We start from the raw sequence: 25,189 nt of genomic DNA on the forward strand, positions 1-25,189 counted from the left end.
ACGCCCTTGGGCTCAGGTGCGCTCGGCCCAAGCCGCGCTGCTGAAAAATTTCATAGTGACCGCATGGATGCTGCCATCGGCGATCCACGGGTTCAAATGGGCATAGATGCTCTGCTGACGCTTGACCGGACTCAAGGCCACCAGTTCGTCACTGATCACATTCAGCTGAAAGTTGCAGCCTTCGCCCTCAACTTCTACCTGAACGGATGAAAGAGTCTCGGACAGCTTTCCTTCAAGGAAGCTCTTCACTTCGTTGGCCTGCATGCTCAACCTCAATCGGCGCCCTGTGCGCGCGGGTCGGACATCATACAAAAAAGCCCCGCGCCTGCGAACCCCGCATAGCAGGACTCTGACGGGGGGCTTGCTTGTCGATGGTTACTAAGGCTGCGCCAGCAGCTCGGTCAAACCGGAAACCTCGGCGATTTCGCGCATGTCTTCAGGTAACGCACGGATGCTGACGGCCTTGCCGGCTGCCGCGGCGTCGCGCATGAAGGCCAGCAGCAACGACAAGCCGACGCTGCTGGACTTCTCCACCGCAGAACAGTCGAGCACCAGCGCCGCCGCGGTGCTGGAGGCGATCAGGGCCTGCCCCTGCTTGCGCAGGCCCGGGCCGGAACGATAGTCCAGCACACCGCTGATCAGCAGTTCGCCGGCTTCACCCAGACGGACGGCCGACTCACTCATTTCACGACCTTCTCTGGAGAGTTTTCGGTCGATTCCTTGGCCTTGGCCACTTCGCCAGCCCAGTTGTTGATGGTCTTGTCCAGGTCATTGCCGTTGCGCTGCATGGCATCGGCGAACTGATCGCGGAACAGCTTGCCGATATTGATGCCGTTGATGATCACGTTGCGCAGCTTCCACTCACCGCTGATCTTCTCCAGCGTGTACGACACAGGATAGATCGCACCGTTGCTGCCCTTGACCGTCATGCCGACGCTGGTACGGTCACCCGACTCGTCCCTGGCAGGGTCAACGACGATGCCCTGGTTGTTGTACTCCAGCAAGGCGTTGCCATAGAACTGGAACAGGCCCTTCTTGAAGTTCTCTTCAAAGGTGCGCATCTGTTCCGGCGTGGCTTTACGCGAGTACTTGACCGTCATGATGCTCTTGGAAATGCCTTCGGCATCCACGACCGGCCCCACGATGCTGTTCAGCGCCGCATAAAAGTCCTGCGGGTCCTGCTTGTACTTTTCTTTGTTGGCGGCCAGGTCGGCCAGCAGACGGTTGGTGGTGTCCTGTACCAGATCATGCGCGGAAGGCGCCGCCACGGCGTGAGCCATCAACGGCAACGCCGCCAGTAATACCAACAGGCTACGTCGCAAGGTAGAGATCATGAAAAAATCCTCATTTGGCGTCTTTGCTAACGGTATTGAGCAGGAATTTACCGATCAGGTCCTCAAGCACCAGTGAAGACTGGGTGTCGTGGATGGTCCCGCCATCCTTGAGCAACGTGTCTTCGCCGCCGACGCTGATACCAATGTATTTCTCGCCGAGCAACCCAGCGGTCAGGATAGATGCAGTGGAGTCGGTTGGCAGGTTATCTACGCGTTTTTCCAACTGCAGCGTGACCCGACCGGTGAAACTGTCGCGGTCCAGATCGATAGCCGTAACCTTGCCGATGGTCACACCGGCCATGGTCACTTTAGCTCTGACCGTCAAACCGGCGATATTGTCGAAATATGCGTAAAGTTTATAAGTATCGGTGCTCGAGGTCGGGGACAAGCCACTGACCCGCAAGGCAAGCAACAGCAAAGCCAGGATGCCAGCCAGCAGGAAAAGGCCGACACCGATTTCCAGGGTGCGGTTTTGCATCAGAAATCTCCAAACATCAAGGCGGTCAGAATAAAGTCCAGGCCGAGTACAGCCAACGAGGCGTACACAACGGTCTTGGTAGTGGCACGACTGATCCCCTCTGAAGTGGGCTCGCAGTCATAGCCTTGGAATACGGCGATCCAGGTCACGACAAAGGCGAAAACGATGCTCTTGATGATGCCATTGAGCACGTCATCGCTGAACGTCACGCTGTTTTGCATGTTCGACCAGTAGGAACCTTCATAGACTCCCAGCCAGTCGACGGCCACCCACGAACCGCCCCAGATGCCCACCACGCTGAAAATGATCGCCAGCAACGGCAGGGAAATGAAACCGGCCCACAGCCGTGGCGCGATAATGTATTTGAGCGGGTCGACACCGATCATCTCCAGGCTGGAGAGCTGCTCGGTGGCTTTCATGTTGCCGATTTCCGCGGTCAGCGCCGAACCGGCCCGGCCGGCGAAGAGCAATGCCGTGACCACCGGCCCCAACTCACGCAACAAGGTCAGGGCCACCATCTGCCCCACCGCTTGCTCCGAACCGTAGCTGGACAGGATATTGAAGCCCTGCAGCGCCAGTACCATGCCGATGAATATCCCGGAGACCACGATGATCACCAGGGACATCACGCCCACCGAATGCAGCTGCTTGACCAGCAGGCCGAAGCCGCCGCCGATACTGCCGCGGCCGAACAACACATGAAACAGCATCAGGCTCGAACGCCCGAGCACCGCGAGAACGTCGATGCCCGAGTGACCGAACAGACGAATTCGCTCCAATAAAGATACTTTGCGCATCAGCGCTTCCCCAGAAGATCTGCGCGGTAGTCCGGCGCTGGAAAGTGAAAGGGTACCGGACCGTCGGGGTCGCCTTTCATGAACTGGCGGATCCGCGGGTTATCGGAATCCATCAGCTCGTCGGGCGTGCCCTGCCCCAGCACCTGGCCATCGCCCACCACATAGATGTAGTCGGCGATGCTCGCGGTTTCCGCCAGGTCATGGGAAACCACGATGCTAGTGATACCCAGCGCGTCGTTGAGCAGACGGATCAGGCGTACCAGCACACCCATGGCAATGGGGTCCTGGCCTACGAACGGCTCGTCGTACATGAGGATCTGCGGGTCCAGGGCGATGGCCCGGGCCAGGGCCACGCGACGCTTCATGCCACCGGACAGCTCGTCGGGCATCAAGTCGATGGCTCCGCGCAACCCGACCGCCTGCAACTTGAGCAGGACGATATCGCGGATCATTTCATCCGGCAGCTGGGTATGAACGCGCAGCGGAAAGGCGACGTTCTCGAACACATCGAGATCGGTGAACAGCGCGCCGCTCTGGAACAGCACGCCCATCTGCTTGCGGGCGTCGAACAGATCGCCGCGCGACAATTTGGGCAGGTTCTGGCCATTGACCCAGACTTCACCGCTGCTGGGACGCAATTGCGCGCCCATCAACCGCAGGAGCGTGGTCTTGCCGCAACCGGAAGGCCCCATGATGCCGGTGACCTTGCCCCGCGGAATACGGATATCGACATTATTGAAGATGCTGCGCGCACCGCGCTTGAAGGACAGTCCCTTCAGCTCGACCGCGTAGGCGTTATCGGCACTCATCTAAACTCCTTGCGATGCAGCCTCTCACTCGGACGCTTGGCTCCCTGCCGGGAGTACATGCACCCAGGGCAGGCCGAACTGGCGGCGAACTATATCACTGCTGATACGGAGCCCCCAAGGCCGAAGCCATCCGCATTCAGGACCACGACAGCCTAAAACAGGCTTTACAGGACAATTCCTGCCTATAGAAGGACAAAGGCTGACGAACTTGCGTGAGGGAATCGATCATTACCGCTATAATCGCCGCCTTTTCATCAGGCTATACGATTTCTGACATGAGCCAATCCAGCGACCTGATTCAATCGGCACAACGCACCATCCGCCTCGAGATAGAAGCCGTACAAGGCTTGCTGCCACATATCGACGCAGATTTCGTACGCGCTTGCGAGATGATTCTGGCCAGCAAAGGCCGCGTAGTAGTGGTCGGCATGGGCAAGTCCGGGCACATCGGCAACAAGATCGCCGCCACCCTGGCCAGCACCGGCACCACTGCGTTTTTTGTCCATCCGGCCGAAGCCAGCCATGGCGACATGGGCATGATTACCCGGGACGACGTGATCCTGGCCCTGTCCAACTCCGGCTCGACCAATGAAATCGTGACCCTGTTGCCGCTGATCAAGCGCCTGGGCATCCAGTTGATCAGCATCACCGGCAACCCTGATTCGCCACTGGCCAAGGCCGCCGAGGTGAATCTCAACGTCCAGGTCGAGCAAGAGGCCTGCCCGCTGAACCTGGCTCCGACCTCCTCGACCACCGCCGCCCTGGTCATGGGCGACGCCCTGGCCGTGGCGCTGCTGGAAGCCCGCGGCTTTACCGCCGAAGACTTCGCCTTCTCCCATCCGGGCGGCGCGCTGGGCCGGCGCCTGCTGCTGAAAGTCGAGAACGTCATGCATGCCGGCGAGCAACTGCCGCAGGTCCAGCGTGGCACGCTGCTCAAGGACGCCTTGATGGAAATGACCCGCAAGGGCCTGGGCATGACCGTCATTGTCGAGGCCGACGGGCGCCTGGCGGGGGTCTTCACCGATGGCGACCTGCGCCGCACCCTGGATCGCACCATCGACATCCACCACACCACCATCGATGAAGTCATGACCGTTCACGGCAAGACCGCCCGCGCCGAAATGCTGGCGGCCGAAGCCCTGAAGATCATGGAGGACAATCGAATCAACGCACTGGTCGTAGTGGACAAGGACGATTGCCCGATCGGCGCCTTCAACCTGTCCGACCTGCTGCGCGCGGGAGTCATGTAATGAGCACGGATCTGCTGCAACGCGGCAAGAACATCAAGCTGGCGGTATTCGACGTCGACGGCGTACTGACCGACGGTCGCCTGTACTTCCTCGAAGACGGCAGCGAATTCAAGACCTTCAACACCCTCGACGGCCAAGGCATCAAGATGCTGATGGCCGCGGGCGTGCAGACGGCGATCATCAGCGGCCGCAAGACGCCGGTGGTCGAGCGTCGGGCGAAAAACCTGGGAATTCCCCACCTGTTTCAGGGTCGCGAAGACAAACTGGTGGTGCTGGACGGGCTTCTTGCCCAACTGGGCCTAAGCTATGAGCAGGTCGCCTACCTGGGCGACGACTTGCCCGACCTGCCAGTGATCCGCCGGGTCGGCCTGGGCATGGCCGTCGCCAATGCCGCCAGTTTTGTCCGTGAACACGCCCATGGCGTCACCCAGGCCCGTGGCGGCGAAGGCGCCGCCCGCGAGTTCTGCGAGTTGATCCTGCGCGCCCAAGGCAGCCTTGAAGCAGCCCACGCCGCCTACTTATAGAGCCTCCCATGCTGAGCAAAAAGATTCGCAACATCCTGATCTTCGGCATCATCACCGTGCTGTTCCTGGCGGTGGGGTACTGGAACATCAGCCCGGAACGCTTCCTCGACAAGCCGGTCGCGCAGGTCGACGAAAGCGCCATCGACTACTACGCCATCAACGCCCGTAGCGTGCAGTACCTGCCCGACGGCAAGCTGCAGTACGAAATGACTTCCGACAAGGTCGAGCACCTCAAGGCCACCGAGGTGACCCTGCTGACCAAGCCGGACCTGCAGATGTATCGCGGCACCGCCTTCCCTTGGCATGTCCAGAGCGAGCGCGGCGAAGTCAACCCGGACGGCACCGAGGTCGAGTTGATCGATTCGGTACGGGTTTCGCGCACCGACGAGAAAAATCGCAACCTGCTGATCACCACGACCCGCATGACAGTATTCCCGCAGAAGCAATATGCGCAGACCGATCAAGACGTTAGAATCGACGGCGCCGGCGGCGTGACGACTGGCAAGGGAATGAAAGCGTATTTGAAAGACGGCAGGATGAACCTGCTATCGAACGTAAGAGGACAGTATGAGGCTCGTTAAAACCCTCCCTATTTTGCTCGGTCTGGGCGCAGCACTGGGAAGCGTGAGCGCCTGGGCTCTGCCGAACGATAGCCAGCAACCAATCCGCATCCAGGCCGACGACGCTCAACTGGACGACAAGAATGGCGTAGCCACCTACAGGGGCGACGTGATCATCACCCAGGGCTCGATGAAGGTCACCGGCAATACCGTGACCATCACCCGTACCCAGACCGGTGATATCGACGTGGTGACCTCGGTGGGCAACCTGGCCTACTTCGAGCAGATTCAAACCCAGGGCGACACCAAGCCGGTCCAGGGCTACGGTGTGACCATCCAGTACCACGCCGCGCAGAACCGCGTCGTACTGATCGACCGCGCCAAAGTCGTCGACAAGGACGGCAACATCACCCAGGGCGAGAAAATCGTCTACGACACCAACAAGAAGCTGGCCAGCGCCGGTCGCGCCACCGGCAGCAAGGTCACCGAGTCGCGCCCACGGATCGACATGGTCATCCAGCCGAAAAAGAAAACTGACGAGCAAAAGGCCCAGTAATGGCAACTCTGAAAGCTCAGCACCTGGCCAAGAGCTACAAGAGCCGCCAGGTCGTGCGTGACGTCAGCCTGTCCATCGACAGCGGCCAGATCGTCGGCCTGCTCGGCCCCAACGGCGCCGGCAAGACCACCTGCTTCTACATGATCGTCGGCCTGGTCCAGGCCGATCAGGGACGCATCCTGATCGACGACCTGGATGTCAGCCATCAGCCGATGCACGGCCGCGCCCGCGCCGGGATCGGCTACCTGCCGCAAGAAGCCTCGATCTTCCGCAAGCTTTCGGTGGCCGACAACATCATGGCCATCCTCGAGACCCGCAAGGAACTCGACAAGGCCGGCCGTCGCCAGGAGCTGGAAAGCCTGCTGCAGGAGTTCCACATCAACCACATTCGCGACAACCTGGGCATGAGCCTCTCCGGCGGTGAACGTCGCCGCGTGGAAATCGCTCGCGCCCTGGCCACCGCCCCCAAGTTCATCCTGCTCGACGAGCCCTTCGCCGGCGTGGACCCGATCTCGGTAGGCGACATCAAGCAGATCATTCATCACCTGAAGGCCAAGGGTATCGGCGTGCTCATCACCGACCACAACGTCCGTGAAACCCTGGATATCTGCGAAACCGCCTACATCGTCAACGACGGTCAACTGATCGCCGAAGGCGACGCCGAAACCATCCTCGCCAACGAGCTGGTCAAGGAAGTTTACCTGGGCCATGAGTTCCGCCTGTAAGCCCTGAGGTGTTTGGCTGGTCGCCAGAGCGCCCGCCCCAATAAAACCCTGCCGTTTTTATTGTTACAGCGCTCTAGGCAAACACTTCAGTTTCAGGCATATAATTTGCTTATGTTTGGCGCTCACGCGCCCTGTAGTGGATGGCGCATGTGCGCCGGCGAATAAGGTGTTAAGCCCCTGCCATGAAACCATCGCTAGTCCTCAGAATGGGCCAGCAGCTGACGATGACACCGCAGCTGCAACAGGCCATCCGCCTGCTCCAATTGTCGACCCTGGACCTGCAACAGGAAATCCAGGAGGCCCTGGAGTCCAACCCGATGCTCGAGCGCCAGGAAGAAGGCGACGACTTCGATAACACCGATCCGCTGGCCGACAACGCCGAGCAGAAACCCAATACCGATATCCAGGAACCCTCCTACCAGGAAACCGCCCCGACGGTGGACAACCTCGAGGACGGCGAATGGAACGAACGCATTCCCAACGACCTGCCGGTCGACACCGCCTGGGAAGACGTCTACCAGACCAGCGCCAGCAGCCTGCCCAGCAACGATGACGACGAGTGGGATTTCACCACCCGCACCTCGGCCGGCGAAAGCCTGCAGAGCCATCTGCTCTGGCAGTTGAACCTGGCGCCCATGTCCGATACCGATCGCCTGATCGCCGTGACCCTGATCGACTGCATCAACAATCAGGGCTATCTGGACGAAACCCTCGAGGAAATTCTCGAAGCCTTCGATCCGGAACTGGACATCGAACTCGACGAAATCGAGGCCGTCCTGCACCGTATCCAGCAATTCGAGCCCGCCGGCATCGGCGCCCGCAACCTGGGTGAGTGCCTGCTGCTGCAACTGCGCCAACTGCCTGCCAAGACCCCTTGGCTGACTGAAGCCAAGCGCCTGGTCAGCGACTTCATCGACCTGCTCGGCAGCCGCGACTACAGCCAGCTGATGCGGCGCATGAAGCTCAAGGAAGACGAACTGCGCCAAGTCATCGAACTGGTACAGAGCCTCAACCCACGGCCGGGCTCGCAAATCGAGTCCACCGAAGCCGAATACGTGGTCCCCGACGTCATAGTGCGCAAGGACAACGAACGCTGGCTGGTGGAGCTGAACCAGGAGTCCGTGCCGCGCCTGCGCGTCAACCCACAGTACGCCGGCTTCGTGCGGCGCGCCGACACCAGCGCCGACAACACCTTCATGCGCAACCAGTTGCAAGAAGCCCGCTGGTTTATCAAGAGCCTGCAGAGCCGTAACGAAACCCTGATGAAAGTCGCCACCCAGATCGTCGAGCATCAGCGCGGCTTCCTCGAGTACGGCGATGAGGCGATGAAACCGTTGGTCCTGCATGACATCGCCGAAGCAGTCGGCATGCACGAGTCGACGATTTCACGGGTGACCACGCAAAAATTCATGCATACCCCACGGGGTATTTATGAACTGAAATACTTTTTCTCCAGCCACGTAAGTACCTCCGAAGGCGGTGAATGCTCGTCCACGGCGATCCGCGCGATCATCAAAAAACTGGTCGCCGCGGAAAATCAGAAAAAGCCGTTGAGTGACAGCAAGATCGCTGGTTTACTGGAGGCACAAGGCATTCAGGTAGCCCGTCGTACCGTCGCCAAGTACCGTGAATCCCTGGGGATCGCGCCTTCCAGCGAACGGAAGCGGTTGATGTAGCCGCCGGGCTCGCCACAGCGTTCCAGTGGCAGGTCAATCGACCTGCCGCTTTATGCACTGGCAACGAAGGAGAAGCTGTATGCAAGTCAACATCAGTGGACACCAACTGGAAGTGACCGAACCTCTGCGCGCTTACATCGGCGAAAAACTCGACCGACTTGAGCGGCACTTTGACAAGATTACCAATGTGCAGGTAACGCTGGCCGTCGAAAAACTGAAGCAGAAAATCGAGGCCACGCTGCACATCCATGGTGGGGAAGTCGTCGCCAATGCAGAACATGACGACATGTATGCCGCAATCGACTTGCTCACGGACAAGCTTGACCGCCAACTGAAAAAGCATAAGGAAAAGCAACTCCACCTTCTCCAAGGCACGGGTCGCTAACACTCCCCTCCCATGATCCGACTTGAAAGCATCCTGACCCCCGGCCGTTCCCTGGTGAACGTGCCGGGCGGCAGTAAAAAACGCGCCCTCGAACAAATTGCCAACCTGATCAGCCGCGAAGTGCCCGATCTGGAGATGCAAGATGTCTTCGAAAGCCTGATTGCCCGTGAAAAACTGGGCTCTACCGGTTTTGGCAACGGCATCGCCATTCCACACTGCCGCCTCAAAGGCTGTGAGTCGCCCATCAGTGCCCTGATGCACCTGGACGCTCCCATCGATTTCGACGCCATCGACGGCGCACCGGTCGACCTGCTGTTCGTACTGCTGGTCCCGGAAGCCGCCACCGATGCGCACCTGGAACTGCTCCGGCAGATTGCCAGCATGCTGGACCGCAAAGAAGTGCGCGACAAGCTGCGCAGCGCCACCAGCAACGAAGCCTTGTACAAGGTTGTCCTGGACGAACAGAACGGTCAGTAATCATGCGCTTGATCATCGTCAGCGGCCGGTCCGGCTCAGGTAAAAGCACCGCCCTCGATGTACTCGAGGACAATGGTTATTACTGCATCGACAACCTGCCGGCCGGGCTGTTGCCCGAACTGGCCGAGCGGGCGCTGATCCATACCGAACTGACACAGCCACTGGTCGCCGTGTCGATCGACGCCCGCAACCTGCCAAGCCACCTGTCGCGCTTTCCCGAACTGCTCGAGGAAGTCCGCAGCCGGCATATCCAGTGCGATGTGCTGTACCTGGACGCTGACGAAGAAACCCTGCTCAAGCGCTTTTCCGAAACCCGCCGCCGCCACCCCTTGAGCAGCAACAATCGCTCGCTGGCCGAGGCGATTCAGGATGAAAGCCACCTGCTGGGACCGATCGCCGACCTGGCCGATCTCAAGGTCAACACCACCAACCTGAACCTGTATCAACTGCGCGATACCATCAAGTTGCGCCTGCTGAACCAACCGGAGCCGGGCACCGCCTTTCTGGTGGAGTCTTTCGGATTCAAGCGTGGCATGCCGGTCGATGCCGACCTGGTGTTCGATGTGCGCTGCCTGCCCAACCCGTACTGGAAACCCGAGTTGCGCGCCCAGTCCGGGCTCGACCAGCCGGTTGCCGAATACCTGGCCGCCCAGCCGGACGTCGAGGAAATGTTCCAGGACATCTCCAGCTACCTGCTGAAATGGTTGCCCCGTTTCGCCGCCAGCAACCGCGCCTACGTCACTATTGCCATTGGCTGCACGGGCGGCCACCATCGCTCGGTCTACCTGACCGAACGCTTGGGCCAAGTCCTGCAAAAGTCCCTGAAGAACGTCCAGGTTCGCCACCGCGACCTTAGCTGAAAGGATCTACCCCGCGATGCCTGCTCTGGAAATTGAAATCATCAACAAACTGGGCCTGCATGCCCGTGCCTCTGCAAAGTTCGTCGGCGTGGCCGGTCAGTTTCCTTGCCAGATCCGCGCAGGGAGAACGCCGGAGTCGATGGTCGACGGCAAGAGCATCATGGCAATGATGATGCTGGCCGCCGGCAAGGGCACCAGGATTCATCTGAAGACCGAAGGCGAACAGGAGCAGGAGGCGCTGGAAGCGCTGGTGGCACTGATCAACAACTTCTTCGACGAAGGCGAGTAAGGTCGGCAGGGCAAACCTGCCGAAAGGCACTCAAGCGAGTGCCGTATCCATGACCATCATCAGGCAAAAGCCGACACACAAGCCCAGGCTGGCCAGCTTCTCATGACCGTTGCGTCGGGATTCGGGAATCACTTCGTGGGTCACCACCAGCAGCATCGCCCCCGCCGCCAACGCCAGCCCGAGCGGCAACAGCATCTCGGCCAGGCTCACCAGCCACGCACAAAGCAACGCGAATACCGGCTCCACCAGGCCTGAAGCGGCACCGATCAGGAACGCCTTGACCCTGGACATGCCGGCGCCAGCCAGCACCAGGGCAATCACCAGGCCTTCCGGCACATCCTGCAAGGCAATGCCCATGGCCAGGCTATCAGCCTCCGGCATGCCGCCACCCGCGGAAACGCCCACGGCCATTCCTTCGGGAATGTTGTGGGCGATGATGGCAAACACAAACAGCCAGATTCGCGGCGGGATGACCGGATGCTCAAGGGTGCCCACCAGTTTCTCCGGGCTGCCCCCCGAGACTTTGCGGTCCACCAGAAACAACCCCAAGGCACCGAGCATAATGCCGAAGCTGATCAGGCCACTCGAAGCCCAGGGCGACAGTCCGATTTTTTCCGCCGCGGCGATCCCGGGCACGATCAACGAAAAGGCCGTAGCCGCCAGCATCACCCCGGCGCCGAATCCCAACAGGGTGTCACTCAGCGCCAGCGGCATCTTGCGAATGACCAACACTGGCACTGCCCCCAGCGCGGTTCCCAGGGCACAGACCGCCCCACCCTGCAATGCACGCAGCAAGCGCGGCTCTAGGTCCAGCCAGGACAAGCCCTGGGCAACCAGCAATGCAGTACCCGCCAACAGCAACAGCGAACCGAATGCGTAACGAAACATCCGCCCGCTGCCGATCGTCAGTGTTTCAGTGCCCATAGTCAGCCTTAGGTCTTTTTATAGGAGGGGGCTCAAACCAGTGCGGCCTGATAGCGCTGGGCTACTTCAGGCCAATTGATCACGTTGTAGAACGCATTGATGTATTCCGGCCGCCGGTTCTGGTAACGCAGGTAATAGGCGTGCTCCCACACGTCCAGGCCGAGAATCGGGGTATTGCCGTTCATCAACGGGCTGTCCTGGTTGCCGCTGCTCTCGACGACCAGGGTCTTTTGCGGGGTCACGCTGAGCCAGGCCCAACCGCTGCCGAAACGCGTGAGCGCGGCCTTGGTGAAGGCCTCCTTGAAACTCTCGAAACCGCCCAGCTGCTCGTCGATCGCCTGGCCCAGCGCACCGTTCGGCTTGCCTCCGCCGCTCGGCGCCATCACCGCCCAGAACAACGAATGGTTGGCATGGCCACCGCCCTGGTTGATCACCGCTGCACGCAGTTTCTCCGGCAGCTGCTGGACCCCGGCCACCAGCTTTTCCACCGACCAGTCGGCCCATTCGGTGCCTTCCACGGCCGCGTTGAGGTTGTTGATGTAGGTCTGGTGATGCTTGGTGTAGTGAATTTCCATGGTCTGCGCATCGATGTGCGGTTCCAGGGCGTCGTAGGCGTAGGGCAATGCAGGCAAGGTAAAGGACATATCAATGTGCTCCGTAATGAGGGGCATTCGGGGTCGCGGTGCCGGCAGTCGATTGCACGACATTGCTCTCCAGCAGGCGATGCGTACGGGGGTATTCACCGTGCTCACCGATGAAGTTGAGCAACTCGACGTAAGTCTTGCTGCTCTGGCGCAGCGCGGCTTCCCGCAGCGCCGGCGCCAGGCGGCTGTCCTGCATGGTCTGCAACAACCGCTGATGGATGGCGCAGAGGTACTCCGCGCTCTCCTCCGGCTGGTTCAGGCGCAGGTGCAGGTCCGCCAGGTTGTGATGGGAGATGACACAGGCCGCCACCGCTTCGTCGGCATCGCTCCAGCGCTCGAACAACACCTGCGCCAGGGCCAGGGCCTGCAAGTAATACTCGCGGGCATCCACCAGATCGCCCTGCATGAAGAAACGGTTTGCCCTTTCGATCGTGCGTTTCCAGTGCTCCATGGTGAACCTCCAAAGCGATGTCGGGATTTACACGCCGCCCGCGGTGAGTTTTTCCGGGTCGAGCAGGATCTCCAGCTGGCTGCGTGACAGATCAGTGTGTTCAAGGGCGACATCGATCACCGGGCGCCCCTGCTTGTAGGCGGTCTTGGCGATTTCAGCGGCCTTCTGGTAACCGATGATCGGGTTAAGCGCCGTGACCAGGATCGGATTGCGCGACAGCGCCTCCTTGAGCTTGGGCTCGTTGACCTTAAAGCTGGCAATCGCCTTGTCCGCCAACAGGCGGCTGGAATTGGCCAGCAACTCGATGCTGCTCAACAGGTTCTGGGCGATGATCGGCAGCATGACGTTCAGCTCGAAGTTGCCCGACTGCCCCGCCACCGTGATGGTCATGTCGTTACCGATCACCTGGGCCGCCACCATCGCCGTGGCCTCCGGAATCACCGGGTTGACCTTGCCGGGCATGATCGAAGACCCCGGCTGCAATCCTTCCAGTTCGATTTCGCCGAGGCCGGCCAGCGGCCCGGAGTTCATCCAGCGCAGGTCGTTGGCGATCTTCATCAAGGTGACCGCAATGGCCTTGAGCTGGCCCGAGACCGCCACCGCGGTGTCCTGGGAACCGATCAGGGCGAACAGGTTCTTGCCTGGGGTGAACTGCACCTGGGTCAGGCTGCTCAGCTGCCGGCTGAAACCCGCGGCGAACTGCGGGTGAGCGTTGATCCCAGTGCCCACGGCCGTGCCACCCTGCGCCAGGGATTGCAGGCTCGGCAGCAGATCCTGAAGGTGACCGATATTGGCCTTGAGCTGCTGCGCCCAGCCTTCCAGCACCTGGCTCATACGCACCGGCATCGCGTCCATCAAGTGAGTGCGGCCGGTCTTGATGAAGGGATGAACCTCGACCGCCTTGCGCTCGATGACGTGCACCAGATGCACCAGCGCCGGCAGCAGTTGTTCGTGCAAGCCCAGCGCGGCGCTGACGTGGATGGTGGTCGGGATGATGTCGTTGCTGCTCTGTCCGCAGTTCACATGGTCGTTGGGGTTGACCGGCTCGCCGAGCAGGCGGCTGGCCAGGGTGGCAATGACTTCGTTGGCGTTCATGTTGGAACTGGTGCCGGACCCGGTCTGGAAGATATCCACCGGGAAATGCTGCATGAAGTCGCCTTCCAGCAGGCCCTGGGCAGCGTCGACTATGGCCTTGCCCTGGGACTCGCTCAGTTGCTTGAGCTCGACGTTGGCCTTGGCCGCGGCCGCCTTGGCCAGGATCAGCGCGCGGATGAACTGCGCCGGCATGCGCTGGTGGCTGATGGGAAAGTTATCCACCGCGCGCTGGGTTTGCGCGCCATACAGCGCCTGCTCCGGAACATGCAGTTCGCCCATGCTGTCGCGTTCGATACGGGTATTACTCATCGGGAAATCCTTGCACCAGTTCGATAAGGGGAATGGATGGCAGCAACGAGCAAGTCGCCAGTTGCCAGGCATGGCTTTGCCAGCGCTTGAGCCGGCACTTGCAGAAAGACAGGCGTTCCAGGTCACGCAACGGGCGCCAGGCCTGGTCCAGGCACTGGCTGCGCCAATGCCAGGGCAGCGCGGTATCGGTGGCGGTATCGAGCAGCAGGCGGAATGAGGTTTCAGCGATCAGCCAGGGCGAGGTGGCGGTGCAACACGCCAGATAGCGCCCTTCGGCCAGGTAATGCTCGATCAGGCGCGGCTCGTCCGGATCGAGGGCACAACGGATCTGGCGACTCATCCAGCGCCAGCTTTCGAGGTAAGGCTGCTCGTGCAAGGCAGAACTCATGACCTGGGCTCATTCGATAATGAGATTTATTATTATATGATATTGAGAATCAAAACAAGACCGCAACCCCCCTCCCCTTTGTAGGAGCGAGCTTGCTCGCGATCGGCTGCGTGCCAGGCAAAACGCTATCGCGAGCAAGCTCGCTCCTACAGACAAGACGATTGATAAACAAAGAAAACCCGGGCAATAAAAAAAGCGCGCGCCCCGGACAGGACGCGCGCTTTGGTTGATGTCGTCGCAGCTTAGCTGCCAGCGACCATCATGCGTTCGATCAATACCGAACCGGTGCGGATGTTGCTGCGCAACTCCAGATCGTTACCGACGGCGATGATCTGCTTGAACATGTCACGCATGTTGCCGGCAATGGTCACCTCCTGGACAGCGAACTGGATTTCGCCATTTTCGACCCAGAAACCGGCCGCGCCCCGGGAATAATCGCCGGTGACCATGTTCAAGCCGTGCCCCATCAACTCGGTGACCAGCAGGCCCCGGCCCATGCGACGCAGCAAGGCCGCCTGGTCTTCCTCGCCATGGGTCACGAACAGGTTGTGCACGCCACCGGCGTTGGCGGTGCTGGGCAGGCCGAGCTTGCGCCCGGAATAAGTCCCCAGCACGTAGGACACCAGTTCGCCGTTCTCGACGAAAGGCTTGGCGTAAGTAGCCAGGCCATCGCCATCGAAGGCCGAGCTGCCCAAGGCGCGCATCAAGTGCGGGCGCTCATCGATGGTCAGCCACTCGGGGAACAACCGCTGCCCCAGAGCGCCCTCGAGGAAGGACGACTTGCGGTACAGGTTGCCGCCGGAAATCGCCCCCAGGAAGCTGCCGAACAGGCCGCCGGCCAGTTCCGCGGAAAACAGCACCGGCACTTCGCAGGTCGGCACCGGGCGCGCGCCCAAGCGGCTCGCAGCACGTTGCGCGGCGCGCTGGCCGATGGTCACCGGGTCCGTCAACAGATGGCCCTGGCGATTGACGTCATACCAGTAGTCACGCTGCATCTGGCCGTCGGCCTCGGCGATCATCACGCAACTCAAGCTGTGCCGAGTCGACGCATAACCGCCGATAAAACCGTGGCTGTTGCCGTACACGCGGCAGCCCTGGTGGGTGCTCAGGGTGGTGCCGTCAGCGTTCTTGATCCGGCTGTCGGCGGCAAAGGCCGCGGCTTCACAGGCCAGCGCCCGTTCGATGGCTTGCTCCGGGGTAATGTCCCAGGCATGGAACAGGTCGAAGTCCGGCACGTCCCGGGCCATCAGGGCGGCATCGGCCAACCCCGAGCTTTCGTCTTCCGAGGTGTGCTTGGCGATGGCCAGGGCCGCGGCAACGGTTTCGCGAATCGCCTCGGGACCACTGGCCGAGGTGCTGGCCGAGCCTTTGCGCTGGCCGACATACAACGTGATGCCAAAACCCTGGTCGCGATTGAACTCGACGGTTTCCACTTCCCGCTGGCGAACCGAAGTCGACAGGCCCTGCTCCAGAGAAACCGCCACTTCGCAGGCACTGGCGCCCTGGCGCTTGGCCTCGGCGATGATCTGCTCGACTTGTTCCTGCAGTGCCGGCAAAGCCTGCGGGCCGACGCTTTGTGCTGCACTCATGGTTTTCTCCACTCAAATTCTGCTTTCGGTTAAGGCCTTCGAGCGACCGGGCCGGACAAGCGGCCCCCGACTGGTTATCATGGCGGCGTTTCTTTGCGGACTGCCACCATGGTTGATTCTTACGACGACTCCCTCGATGGGGAGAAAAGCAAATCCCAGGTCAAACGCGAGCTGCATGCTCTGGTTGACCTCGGCGAGCGCCTTACAACACTCAAGCCCGACTTGCTGAACAAACTGCCGTTGACCGACGCTCTGCGCCGGGCCCTGGCGGATGCGCCCAAGCATGTCGCCCATATCGCGCGCAAACGCCACCTGCAATTCATCGGCAAGCTGATGCGCGATCAGGACACCAGCGCGATCCTGGTGCTGCTGGACCAACTCGACGCCTCAACTCGCCAGTACAACGAACGTTTCCATGGCCTGGAGCGCTGGCGCGATCGCTTGATCGCGGGCGATGACGCGGTCCTGGAAAAGTTCGTCACCGACTATCCAGAAGCGGATCGTCAGCAGCTGCGCTCCCTGATCCGTCAGGCCCAGCATGAGGTGGCCCATAACAAGCCGCCTGCCTCCAGCCGTAAAATCTTCAAATACATCCGCGAGCTGGACGAGACTCAACGCGGCCTGCGCTGAGCCTCGACTCGGGTGGGTTGCCCGGCAACTCACCCGCCGCTTCACTTCTTAAGCGCCCGTGCCACCCACGGTGATCGCATCGATCTTCAAGGTCGGCTGGCCAACACCCACCGGCACCGACTGCCCATCCTTGCCACAGGTCCCCACACCACTGTCCAGCGCCAGGTCGTTACCGACCATCGACACCCGGCTCATGGCTTCCGGCCCGTTGCCGATCAGGGTCGCGCCCTTGACCGGGGCGGTGATCTTGCCGTCTTCGATCAGATACGCCTCGCTGGTGGAAAACACGAACTTGCCACTGGTGATGTCCACCTGACCACCGCCCAGGTTGGCGCAATAGATGCCCTTTTTCACCGAGGCGATGATTTCCGCCGGATCGCTTTCGCCACCCAGCATGTAGGTGTTGGTCATGCGCGGCATCGGCAGGTGCGCATAGGATTCACGACGGCCGTTGCCGGTGCGGGCCACGCCCATCAGGCGGGCATTGAGTTTGTCCTGCATGTAGCCCTTGAGCACACCGTTCTCGATCAGGGTGGTGCATTCGGTCGGGGTGCCTTCGTCGTCGATGCTCAGCGAGCCGCGCCGCCCGGCCAGGGTGCCGTCGTCGACGATGGTGCAGAGTTTCGAGGCCACCATTTCGCCCATGCGGCCGCTGTAGGCCGAGCTGCCCTTGCGGTTGAAATCGCCTTCCAGGCCGTGACCCACCGCTTCGTGCAACAGCACGCCGGACCAGCCCGAACCCAGTACCACCGGCAAGGTGCCGGCTGGCGCGGGGATGGCTTCCAGGTTGACCAGGGCCTGGCGCAATGCCTCACGGGCGTACCCCATGGCGCGGTCTTCACTGAGGAAATAACGGTAGTCGGTACGCCCGCCGCCGCCATGACCGCCACGTTCGCGGCGACCGTTCTGCTCGACGATCACGCTGACGTTGAAGCGCACCAAAGGCCGCACATCCGCCGCCAGGCCACCATCGGTGGAGGCCACCAGGATGCGCTCCCAGACCCCGGCCATGCTGACGCTGACCTGCTGGATACGTGGATCGAGAGCACGGGTCGCGGCGTCGACTCGCTTGAGCAGCTCGACCTTTTCCGCGCGGCTGATGACTTCCAGGGGGTTGTCCGGCGCATACAGCTGGGCCACGTCCTGGGTGGTAAAGGCCTGCACGGTACCGTTCTGCCCGGCGCGGGAAATCGAGCGCGCGGCCCGGGCAGCCAGGCCGAGCGCTTCGAGGGTGATGGCATTGCTGTAGGCAAAACCGGTTTTCTCACCCGACTGCGCCCGCACGCCAACGCCCTGGTCCAGATTGAAGCTGCCTTCCTTGACGATGCCGTCTTCCAGCGACCAGGACTCGGAAATCTGCCCCTGGAAATACAGGTCGGCGGCATCGATACCCGGGCCGGCCAGATCGCCGAGCACGCCCTGCAGGCTTTCCAGGGTTACGCCACCGGGCGCCAGAAGGTGTTCACTGACTGAAGATAACAACCCGCTCATATGCTTTACGCCTTAAATTCGTCGTTCTTAAGCAAGTCGCTGCGCGCCTTGCGAGAAAAAGCGCCGGTGACTGGCCACCGGCATGCGCGCCCGGATGGACGCCTGTTCGCTGCTGTCGCGCTCGGCCAGCAGCACGGCCTCGCCTTGATCCTGCTGCGCCAGCACCCGGCCCCAGGGGTCGACGATGGCCGCATGACCGAAGGTCTCCCGGGGTCCCGGATGAATGCCGCCCTGCGCCGCCGCCAGCAGGTAGCACTGGGTTTCGATGGCCCGGGCGCGGATCAATACGTCCCAATGCGCCGCGCCAGTCACGGCGGTGAACGCCGAAGGAGCGCTGATCAGCTCCGCCCCGGCGGCTCGCAATTCGCTGTACAGCTCGGGGAAACGCAGGTCGTAGCACACGGTCAGGCCAACCCGGCCCACCGGCGTATCCGCCACCACCACCTGTTCTCCATGAGCATAGTCATCCGACTCCCGGTAACGGCCGCGATTGTCGGCCACATCCACGTCGAACAGATGCAGCTTGTCGTAGCGCGCCACTTGCTCGCCGTGCTCGTCGATCAGCAGCGAGCAGGCACGGGCCTTGACCTCCGGCTGGTCCACCGGGGGCAGCGGCAAGGTGCCGGCCACTATCCATAACTTGAGGTCGCGGGCGGCCTGTTTCAACCAGGGCAGGATCGGGCCTTCGCCCCGGGCCTCGGCCCGACCGATGGCCGCCGCATCGCGGCGCCCCATGGCGGCGAAGTTCTCCGGCAATACAGCCAGCCGCGCACCGCCGGCAGCGGCCTGCTCCAGCAGTTGGCGCGCCTGCTGTAGATTGGCCAGAACGTCGCTCTGGCTGACCATTTGAATCACCGCAAGGGACATGGCGCACTCCAGGTTGGATATGTGGCCATGCTACTCCATAGGCTCGGGCCGCGGTTTTTCAAAAAGGTTTGTCGAAGGTGATTTTCGGGTCCTTCCAGGGACCCTTGACGCTGTACTGGACGCTGGCGAAGCGCGACACCCGGTCGCCGATCAGCTTGTCGATCAGGAACAGCGCCCCGCCGACCGCCGGCGCACCGACAATCAGCGCGGCGATCGGCAGGTTGTTGGTCACGGGCAGCGTCACCAGCAGCTTCGAATCTACCTGGTCGGCCACCAGGTCCAGGGTGCCATTGAGCTCCAGGTTGCTCGACGGCCCGGTCAGGGTGATGGGCTCACGGGTCACGTAGACACCGTTGCTGGCCACCAGCAAACCCTTGACCCGGTCGTAGCTCAGGCCCTTGCCGAACAGGTCGGAGAAGTCCAGGCGCAAGCGCCGGCCGATGGAATTGAAGTTCAGCAGGCCGAATACCCGCAAGGCCTGCGCCCCGCCTTCGACTTCCACGAACTGGCCTTTGCGCAGGGTCGCATCCAGGCTGCCCGAGAACCGCTTGAGCCCGACCCAGGCCGGCGACCCGGGCCAGCGCCCGTCCACATCCATATGGAACTCTTCGCTGGTCACGGTCGGCGCAAAGCCCCAGCCCTTGAGCACGTCCGCCAGGTTCTTGCCGCCCAGGCGGCCCTTGTACCAGCTGGTGGCCGCGCCGGGTTCGCCTTCCCAGCCGCCGGAGCCTTGCAGGACCATGCCCTTGAGGCCCAGGTCGAGGCTGTTGAAAGCCATACCCTTGGCGGTCGGGCGCACTTTCAGCGACCAGGCGCCGATCAGGTCGTTGCCCTGGTACAGCTGTTTGATCGAGAGATCCAGCGCCGGGACTTTCTTCGGGTCGACCGAAGCCAGCGGGTCCGGCGCGTTTTCGTCGGCCTGCACCGTCGGATCGGCGGCCGGTAGGCGCACATACTGCAGATTGATCGCCATCGGCGCCGTCTTGGCATCGGGAATCGCCACGTTGCCCTTGGCTTGCTGGCTGTCGAGCTGCAGGGCCCAGGAGGACGGCTTGCGCGTCAACTGCACACGGGCCTCGTCCAGGGTGGTGCCGAAACCGCTGAGCTTGCCGACCCTGAAGTCGGCGCCACCGAGCAGTTGCTTGGCGCTACCGCCCGTGTCCTGCCCGGCATACCGATCGACCAGCGCCTTCCACGGCTCCACATCCAGTTCCGAAAGCACACCGCGCACCCGCAGGCCCTTGCCCCCCGGCAACACGGCATCGCCTTCGCCGAGGAACAACTCGCCACGGCCATCGGCAAAATTTCCGCTCGGCGCGGCGAAAGTAAAGTTGGCCAGATCGCCATAATCGAACCAGTAACGCCGCTCGGCGCCCTGCAAGGTCATGCGCAATACGCTGTCACGCCCCTGGCTCGCCGCCATGCCGAAAGGCGCAGGCAAGTCGACGGCAACCCCCTTGAGGCTGGAGCTGACCATCAGTTGGCTGTCCGCGCCATCGAGGTTGAGCTGCAGCTGGTAGGGAATGTCACCGGAAACCGGCAGCGGCTGGTTGTATTTCAGCCACTCCGTGAGCTTCTTGACCGACACCTGGCCCTTGGCGACGACCCGGGTATCGAGCTTGCCAGGGCGGCCGTCGGCAAAAATCTGTGCGGTCACCGGGCGCTCGAAGGCCTGGGCGCTGATGCCCTGGCCGCTCAGCCCCTTGCTGCTGTCGAAGCGGAAATCGCCCTTGAGCTGGCTCAATTCCAGCTCCGGTTCGCTCAACTTGAGCCGTGCCTTGTTGGTCTTGAAGTCCACCAGCACCTTCGGTTCTTCGCCCTTGACCAGCGGGATATCCAGCTTCAACTTGCCCTGCAGGTCGCCATCGCCCTGCCAGCCGGCAAAGGTCGGGCCTGTGCTGATCGGCGCTTCCTGAAGGATCTTCAAGCCATCGCCCAGGCCGCCGGCGAACTCGCCGTCGATAAACATGTGGGTGCTTTGCCCGGCGGGCACATGGGGAATATTGACGTAGACATCCTTCACCTGGGTGTCGAGCAACTGCCCCTGGCTGGCCAGGATGCGCACACCGCTGTCTTCGATGAACACATCGCCGCTGACCTTGCCGATGTGCGGCCAGCCCGGCTGGAAGGCCAGCTCGGCATCGTGCACCTTGAAGAACAGGCTGATGCTGCGCGCGGTGTCGGCTGCGCCATGGTTCAGCGAACCCTGGTACTGGAAGAAACCTTCATCCACCGCGCCCTTGAGGATTGCCGTGCGCAGCCACTCGTCCAGGGCCGGGCTGAGCACCTTGGGCAGGTACTTGGCGGTGTAACGACCGTCGCCATCGACCAGCCCGACCCGCAGGTCCATATAGTCTTCCTGGGTGTGATCGAAATGCAGGCGGATCAGGAAGTCACCGGCAATCTTGCCCTCCTCGCCCAGGACCTTGAGGTACGGCGCGATCAGGGTGAACCCCTGCTGGTCGAGCTTCCAGGTCAGCCGGGCATTGGCCTGCAGGTACTGCCAGGGCTTGGCGAAGATCGGGTCCAGGTGCAAGGCAAAGTCCTTGCTGTCCATGCGCAGCTCGCCCTGCCCAAGGTCGCCGCTGATACTGCCGCTGACGTTACGGGCCGCCGGCGCGCCGCGATAGGCGTTGAACCCGACCTGCTCCAGGTTGGCGGCAAAACTCAGGCGCTGATCGCCGCTGACCTGCGGCCGGAAGTCGAACAGGATGTTGCGCAGCGCGCCCGTGACCTTGAGGTTGTCGATGATGGTCGCGACCTTTTCCGGCAACGGCGCCCAGGCATCCAGGACCGGCGTGATCGGCGTCAGGTCGAGGCGGTCGGCCTGCAAGTGCCAGAGTTCTTCGGCACTGTTGACGGTACCGGTCTGTTGCAGGTGCAGGCGGGACTCCCAGCGCGTCTCGCCGATGTTCATGGCCAGCGAGTCGAAGGCGACGCTGAGGCCCTGCTCGTTGCGCTGGAAATAGGCATTGAGCGCCAGGTTCTTCACGGTGGCCGGTTTGCGCCCGTCATAGGCCCCGCTGACCTGCGGCGCGTTCAGGCGTGCGACCATGCTCTGCAGCAGGCCATCGCCCCAACTGAGCCAGAACTCGCCACCGGCCTTGAGTTCGGAGAACGTCCACTGTTGGGTCACGCGCGGCGGCAGCCATTTCGCCCAGTCGCTTTGCGGCAAGCTCAGGTAGGCGTCGGCCTGCCCTTCGCGCCAGGCGCTGGCGCGGATTCGCGTGCGCAAGCTGACAGCCAGAGGCTGACCGTCCGGCAGGGTCAGGCGCGCATCCAGGCGTTGACGGCTGGGGCCAACACGCAGATTGAGGCCGACGTAGGTCAAGGCAATCGCGGGATGATCGAGCGGTTGCAGGGTCACCTGGCTGTCGATCACCGACAGCTCACTGAGCATCTGCATGCGGTTGAGCAACTGCTCGGGGTCGAGAGGCTGGTTATCCTGCACCGGCAGGCCTTCGAGCGCCCAGCGCCCATCCGGACCTTCCTTCAGGCTCAGGTTGAGGCCGCTGAATTCAAGGTGTTTGACCCGCAGTTGGCGCGCCAGGGCACTGCCGGGCAGGTCGGGCGCCACCCGTACCTGATCCAGGCGCAAGGCGTTGGCGCCCTCGCCGACTGTCACATCGTGGGCCAGCAGGATGGGCGAGAAACCGCTCCAGCTGCCTTCCAGCCGGCCGATCTGCACCGGCATGCCCAAGGCTTCCTGAGCCTTGGCCTGGACCTCGGCCCGATATTCAGCCACCAGCGGGGTCAGCTCCCGACCCAGGCTGACGTACAAGGCCGTCAGCACCAGCAGTAATGCACAAAGCCCCAGCCCCCAGCGGGTCAGAGCAGCGAGAAAACGCATCAGACGCTCCATGTCAGTTGGCCCCCGTGGCAAGAGTCATGTGAAAACCGGGGCCAGCTGTATCCGGTAAATGTAGGGTACGCGGACTCAGAGCAGCACCACGTCGTATTGTTCCTGGGAATACATGGTTTCGACCTGAAAACGGATGGTCCGGCCGATAAAGGCCTCAAGCTCCGCGACGTTGCCCGACTCTTCGTCGAGCAGCCGGTCGACCACTTTCTGGTTCGCCAGGACCCGATAACCTTCGGCCTGATAGGCCCGCGCCTCCCGCAGGATTTCCCGGAAGATTTCGTAGCAGATGGTTTCCGGGGTTTTCAGCTTGCCGCGGCCCTGGCAGCTGCTGCAGGGCTCGCACAGCACCTGCTCAAGACTTTCCCGGGTACGCTTGCGGGTCATCTGCACCAGGCCCAACTCGGTAATGCCGATGATGTTGGTCTTGGCGTGATCGCGCTCCAGCTGTTTTTCCAGGGTGCGCAGCACCTGGCGCTGGTGTTCTTCATCTTCCATGTCGATGAAGTCGATGATGATGATCCCGCCCAGGTTGCGCAGGCGCAGCTGGCGGGCAATGGCGGTCGCCGCTTCGAGATTGGTCTTGAAGATGGTTTCTTCGAGGTTGCGGTGACCGACGAAAGCCCCGGTGTTGACGTCGATGGTGCTCATGGCTTCCGCCGGGTCGACCACCAGGTAACCGCCGGACTTGAGCGGTACCTTGCGTTCCAGGGCTTTCTGGATTTCGTCTTCGACGCCATACAGGTCGAAGATCGGCCGCTCGCCCGGATAGTGTTCCAGGCGATCGGCGATTTCCGGCATCAGTTCGGCGACGAACTGCGTGGTTTTCTGGAAGGTTTCCCGGGAATCGATGCGGATCTTCTCGATCTTCGGGCTGACCAGGTCACGCAGGGTACGCAGGGCCAGGCCCAGGTCTTCGTAAATGACACTGGGGGCGCCGATGGTCTTGATCTGCGCGCCGATCTGATCCCACAAGCGGCGCAGGTAACGGATGTCCATCATGATTTCGTCGGCGCCCGCGCCCTCGGCGGCGGTACGCAGGATGAAACCACCGGCTTCCTTGATGCCTTCCTGGGCCACGCAATCGCTGACCACCTGTTTCAGGCGCTCGCGCTCGGCTTCGTCCTCGATCTTCAAAGAGATGCCGACATGGGCGGTGCGCGGCATGTACACCAGGTAGCGCGAAGGGATCGACAGCTGGGTGGTCAGGCGCGCGCCCTTGGAACCGATCGGGTCCTTGGTCACCTGCACCACCAGGCTCTGCCCCTCATGGACCAGGGCGCCGATGCTTTCCACCGCCGGCCCTTCGCGCAGGGAGATTTCCGAGGCATGAATGAATGCCGCGCGATCCAGGCCGATATCGACGAACGCCGCCTGCATGCCGGGCAGAACCCGGACCACCTTGCCTTTATAGATATTGCCGACAATCCCGCGACGCTGGGTCCGCTCGACATGGACTTCTTGCAGCACACCGTTTTCGACCACCGCCACGCGCGACTCCATCGGCGTGATGTTGATCAGAATCTCTTCACTCATGGCAGGGTCTCGTTCAGGCATATTCACTATGGATGGCCGCATCGGTAGGTACGGCGCTTAGCGCACTGCAAGGTTTTGCCAACAGGGTATGCCGAAATGGCCAAGTAGTTCTGCGGTTTCGCATACCGGCAAGCCGACGACAGCGGAATAACTGCCATTGAGCCCTGCCACGAATACCGCCGCAAGCCCCTGGATGCCATAGCCGCCAGCCTTGTCGCGGGGCTCGCCGCTGGCCCAGTAGCGGGCCGCCTCGTCATCGCCGATCGCCCGGAAGCGCACCAGGCTGCGGACCACCCGCGACTCGCAGCGCTGGCCATCGAGCACGGCAATGGCGGTCAGCACTTCATGTTCGCGATTTGACAGGGCCATGAGCATCGACTGCGCATCGGCCTGGTCCAGGGGCTTGCCCAGGATCTGCCCATCAAGGACCACCGCGGTGTCGGCGCCCAGGACACAGGCTGCAGCCTGGCCGTCGGCGATCAGCGCATACCCGGCCGCCGCCTTGTCGCGCGCCAGGCGCTCGACATAGGCCGCTGGGTTTTCATCGGGGAGAGGGGTTTCATCGATATCCGCGCTGATGGCGGTAAAAGGCACGCCGATCTGCGTGAGCAGTTCCCGTCGACGCGGCGAGCCTGAGGCGAGGTAAAGCGATTTCATCAAGACATCTCCCTGTCGAGGTACGGGCA

28 protein-coding genes are annotated in these 25,189 nt (G+C 61.9%); 11 read left to right on the forward strand and 17 right to left on the reverse strand.

Going from position 1 to position 25,189, the window contains the following annotated elements:
* Window positions 1–12: 12 nt before the first annotated feature.
* The 6 genes from BM019_RS07750 to BM019_RS07775 all read right to left on the reverse strand — a co-directional run bounded on the left by BM019_RS07750 (window position 13) and on the right by BM019_RS07775 (window position 3,418).
* A complete protein-coding gene (locus tag BM019_RS07750; protein ID WP_007929860.1) occupies window positions 13–264 on the reverse strand; it encodes a BolA family protein in 252 nt (83 codons plus the stop codon).
* 114 nt (window positions 265–378) lie between these two features.
* Entirely contained in the window at window positions 379–684 is a 306-nt protein-coding gene (locus tag BM019_RS07755; protein WP_007929861.1) for an STAS domain-containing protein, read from the reverse strand.
* Window positions 681–1,334 carry an MlaC/ttg2D family ABC transporter substrate-binding protein gene (locus tag BM019_RS07760; protein ID WP_009042198.1) on the reverse strand — a complete coding sequence of 218 codons (654 nt, stop codon included), beginning with the start codon at window positions 1,332–1,334 and terminating at the stop codon, window positions 681–683. Before BM019_RS07760 ends, BM019_RS07755 begins: the two co-directional genes overlap by 4 nt.
* Window positions 1,335–1,344: 10 nt before the next feature.
* Window positions 1,345–1,812 carry an outer membrane lipid asymmetry maintenance protein MlaD gene (gene mlaD, locus BM019_RS07765; RefSeq protein ID WP_007929863.1) on the reverse strand — a complete coding sequence of 156 codons (468 nt, stop codon included), beginning with the start codon at window positions 1,810–1,812 and terminating at the stop codon, window positions 1,345–1,347.
* Window positions 1,812–2,609 (reverse strand): lipid asymmetry maintenance ABC transporter permease subunit MlaE, encoded by a 798-nt coding sequence (mlaE, locus tag BM019_RS07770; RefSeq protein WP_007929864.1) that lies wholly within the window; start codon window positions 2,607–2,609, stop codon window positions 1,812–1,814. Before mlaE ends, mlaD begins: the two co-directional genes overlap by 1 nt.
* The gene (locus BM019_RS07775; protein WP_009042197.1) at window positions 2,609–3,418 is read right to left on the reverse strand and encodes an ATP-binding cassette domain-containing protein; all 810 of its coding nucleotides are present in this window, start codon (window positions 3,416–3,418) and stop codon (window positions 2,609–2,611) included. Before BM019_RS07775 ends, mlaE begins: the two co-directional genes overlap by 1 nt.
* 275 nt (window positions 3,419–3,693) lie before the next feature.
* Between BM019_RS07775 and BM019_RS07780 the strand changes: the two genes are divergently transcribed.
* From BM019_RS07780 to BM019_RS07825, 10 genes are all read left to right on the forward strand, one after another.
* Entirely contained in the window at window positions 3,694–4,668 is a 975-nt protein-coding gene (locus BM019_RS07780; RefSeq protein WP_092417978.1) for a KpsF/GutQ family sugar-phosphate isomerase, read from the forward strand.
* Window positions 4,668–5,192: a KdsC family phosphatase gene (locus BM019_RS07785; protein ID WP_092417979.1), complete on the forward strand. Its 525-nt coding sequence runs from the start codon at window positions 4,668–4,670 to the stop codon at window positions 5,190–5,192. Before BM019_RS07780 ends, BM019_RS07785 begins: the two co-directional genes overlap by 1 nt.
* An 8-nt stretch (window positions 5,193–5,200) precedes the next feature.
* The gene (lptC, locus tag BM019_RS07790) at window positions 5,201–5,773 is read left to right on the forward strand and encodes an LPS export ABC transporter periplasmic protein LptC (protein WP_007929868.1); all 573 of its coding nucleotides are present in this window, start codon (window positions 5,201–5,203) and stop codon (window positions 5,771–5,773) included.
* Window positions 5,760–6,308 carry a lipopolysaccharide transport periplasmic protein LptA gene (gene lptA / locus BM019_RS07795; protein ID WP_009042195.1) on the forward strand — a complete coding sequence of 183 codons (549 nt, stop codon included), beginning with the start codon at window positions 5,760–5,762 and terminating at the stop codon, window positions 6,306–6,308. The genes lptC and lptA overlap by 14 nt, the downstream gene beginning before the upstream one ends.
* Window positions 6,308–7,033, forward strand: a complete 726-nt coding sequence (gene lptB / locus BM019_RS07800) for an LPS export ABC transporter ATP-binding protein (protein WP_007929870.1) — start codon at window positions 6,308–6,310, stop codon at window positions 7,031–7,033. The genes lptA and lptB overlap by 1 nt, the downstream gene beginning before the upstream one ends.
* A 182-nt stretch (window positions 7,034–7,215) precedes the next feature.
* A complete protein-coding gene (locus tag BM019_RS07805) occupies window positions 7,216–8,709 on the forward strand; it encodes an RNA polymerase factor sigma-54 (protein WP_009042194.1) in 1,494 nt (497 codons plus the stop codon).
* A 79-nt stretch (window positions 8,710–8,788) separates the two neighbouring features.
* The gene (gene raiA / locus BM019_RS07810; RefSeq protein ID WP_007929872.1) at window positions 8,789–9,094 is read left to right on the forward strand and encodes a ribosome hibernation-promoting factor, HPF/YfiA family; all 306 of its coding nucleotides are present in this window, start codon (window positions 8,789–8,791) and stop codon (window positions 9,092–9,094) included.
* Between the two features lie 12 nt (window positions 9,095–9,106).
* Window positions 9,107–9,571 (forward strand): PTS IIA-like nitrogen regulatory protein PtsN, encoded by a 465-nt coding sequence (gene ptsN / locus BM019_RS07815; protein ID WP_007929873.1) that lies wholly within the window; start codon window positions 9,107–9,109, stop codon window positions 9,569–9,571.
* A gap of 2 nt (window positions 9,572–9,573) precedes the next feature.
* Window positions 9,574–10,431 (forward strand): RNase adapter RapZ, encoded by an 858-nt coding sequence (gene rapZ / locus BM019_RS07820; protein WP_007929875.1) that lies wholly within the window; start codon window positions 9,574–9,576, stop codon window positions 10,429–10,431.
* Window positions 10,432–10,447: 16 nt separating this feature from the next.
* Window positions 10,448–10,720: an HPr family phosphocarrier protein gene (locus tag BM019_RS07825; protein WP_007929877.1), complete on the forward strand. Its 273-nt coding sequence runs from the start codon at window positions 10,448–10,450 to the stop codon at window positions 10,718–10,720.
* 30 nt (window positions 10,721–10,750) lie between these two features.
* Here BM019_RS07825 and BM019_RS07830 read toward each other — a convergent pair whose 3' ends face one another.
* The 6 genes from BM019_RS07830 to pmbA all read right to left on the reverse strand — a co-directional run bounded on the left by BM019_RS07830 (window position 10,751) and on the right by pmbA (window position 16,120).
* On the reverse strand, window positions 10,751–11,644 hold the full coding sequence (locus tag BM019_RS07830) for a ZIP family metal transporter (RefSeq protein ID WP_062823662.1): 894 nt from the start codon (window positions 11,642–11,644) through the stop codon (window positions 10,751–10,753).
* A 32-nt stretch (window positions 11,645–11,676) separates the two neighbouring features.
* Window positions 11,677–12,288, reverse strand: coding sequence for a superoxide dismutase (locus BM019_RS07835; RefSeq protein WP_009042191.1), 612 nt, complete (start codon window positions 12,286–12,288; stop codon window positions 11,677–11,679).
* Between the two features lies 1 nt (window position 12,289).
* Window positions 12,290–12,739, reverse strand: coding sequence for a hypothetical protein (locus tag BM019_RS07840; protein WP_009042190.1), 450 nt, complete (start codon window positions 12,737–12,739; stop codon window positions 12,290–12,292).
* Window positions 12,740–12,766: 27 nt separating this feature from the next.
* Entirely contained in the window at window positions 12,767–14,143 is a 1,377-nt protein-coding gene (locus BM019_RS07845) for a class II fumarate hydratase (protein WP_009042189.1), read from the reverse strand.
* Complete coding sequence (locus tag BM019_RS07850; protein WP_007929895.1) at window positions 14,136–14,531, reverse strand: hypothetical protein; 396 nt, start codon at window positions 14,529–14,531, stop codon at window positions 14,136–14,138. The genes BM019_RS07845 and BM019_RS07850 overlap by 8 nt, the downstream gene beginning before the upstream one ends.
* 242 nt (window positions 14,532–14,773) lie before the next feature.
* The gene (gene pmbA / locus BM019_RS07855; protein WP_092417980.1) at window positions 14,774–16,120 is read right to left on the reverse strand and encodes a metalloprotease PmbA; all 1,347 of its coding nucleotides are present in this window, start codon (window positions 16,118–16,120) and stop codon (window positions 14,774–14,776) included.
* Between the two features lie 108 nt (window positions 16,121–16,228).
* On the opposite strand from pmbA, the gene yjgA reads away from it, so the two are divergent.
* A complete protein-coding gene (gene yjgA, locus BM019_RS07860; RefSeq protein ID WP_025806420.1) occupies window positions 16,229–16,750 on the forward strand; it encodes a ribosome biogenesis factor YjgA in 522 nt (173 codons plus the stop codon).
* Between the two features lie 48 nt (window positions 16,751–16,798).
* Here yjgA and tldD read toward each other — a convergent pair whose 3' ends face one another.
* The 5 genes from tldD to BM019_RS07885 form a co-directional block, all read right to left on the reverse strand.
* Window positions 16,799–18,241, reverse strand: coding sequence for a metalloprotease TldD (gene tldD, locus BM019_RS07865; protein WP_007929903.1), 1,443 nt, complete (start codon window positions 18,239–18,241; stop codon window positions 16,799–16,801).
* A 27-nt stretch (window positions 18,242–18,268) separates the two neighbouring features.
* Window positions 18,269–19,108, reverse strand: a complete 840-nt coding sequence (locus BM019_RS07870) for a carbon-nitrogen hydrolase family protein (RefSeq protein WP_092417981.1) — start codon at window positions 19,106–19,108, stop codon at window positions 18,269–18,271.
* Window positions 19,109–19,166: 58 nt separating this feature from the next.
* Window positions 19,167–22,970, reverse strand: a complete 3,804-nt coding sequence (locus BM019_RS07875; RefSeq protein WP_092417982.1) for a YhdP family protein — start codon at window positions 22,968–22,970, stop codon at window positions 19,167–19,169.
* Window positions 22,971–23,045: 75 nt separating this feature from the next.
* A complete protein-coding gene (gene rng / locus BM019_RS07880) occupies window positions 23,046–24,503 on the reverse strand; it encodes a ribonuclease G (RefSeq protein ID WP_007929907.1) in 1,458 nt (485 codons plus the stop codon).
* A 57-nt stretch (window positions 24,504–24,560) separates the two neighbouring features.
* Window positions 24,561–25,160 carry a Maf family protein gene (locus BM019_RS07885; RefSeq protein WP_092417983.1) on the reverse strand — a complete coding sequence of 200 codons (600 nt, stop codon included), beginning with the start codon at window positions 25,158–25,160 and terminating at the stop codon, window positions 24,561–24,563.
* Window positions 25,161–25,189 lie beyond the last annotated feature (29 nt).

The organism is Pseudomonas sp. NFPP07 (assembly GCF_900115645.1).
In the GTDB taxonomy this organism is placed as follows: Bacteria; Pseudomonadota; Gammaproteobacteria; order Pseudomonadales; family Pseudomonadaceae; genus Aquipseudomonas; species Aquipseudomonas chlororaphis.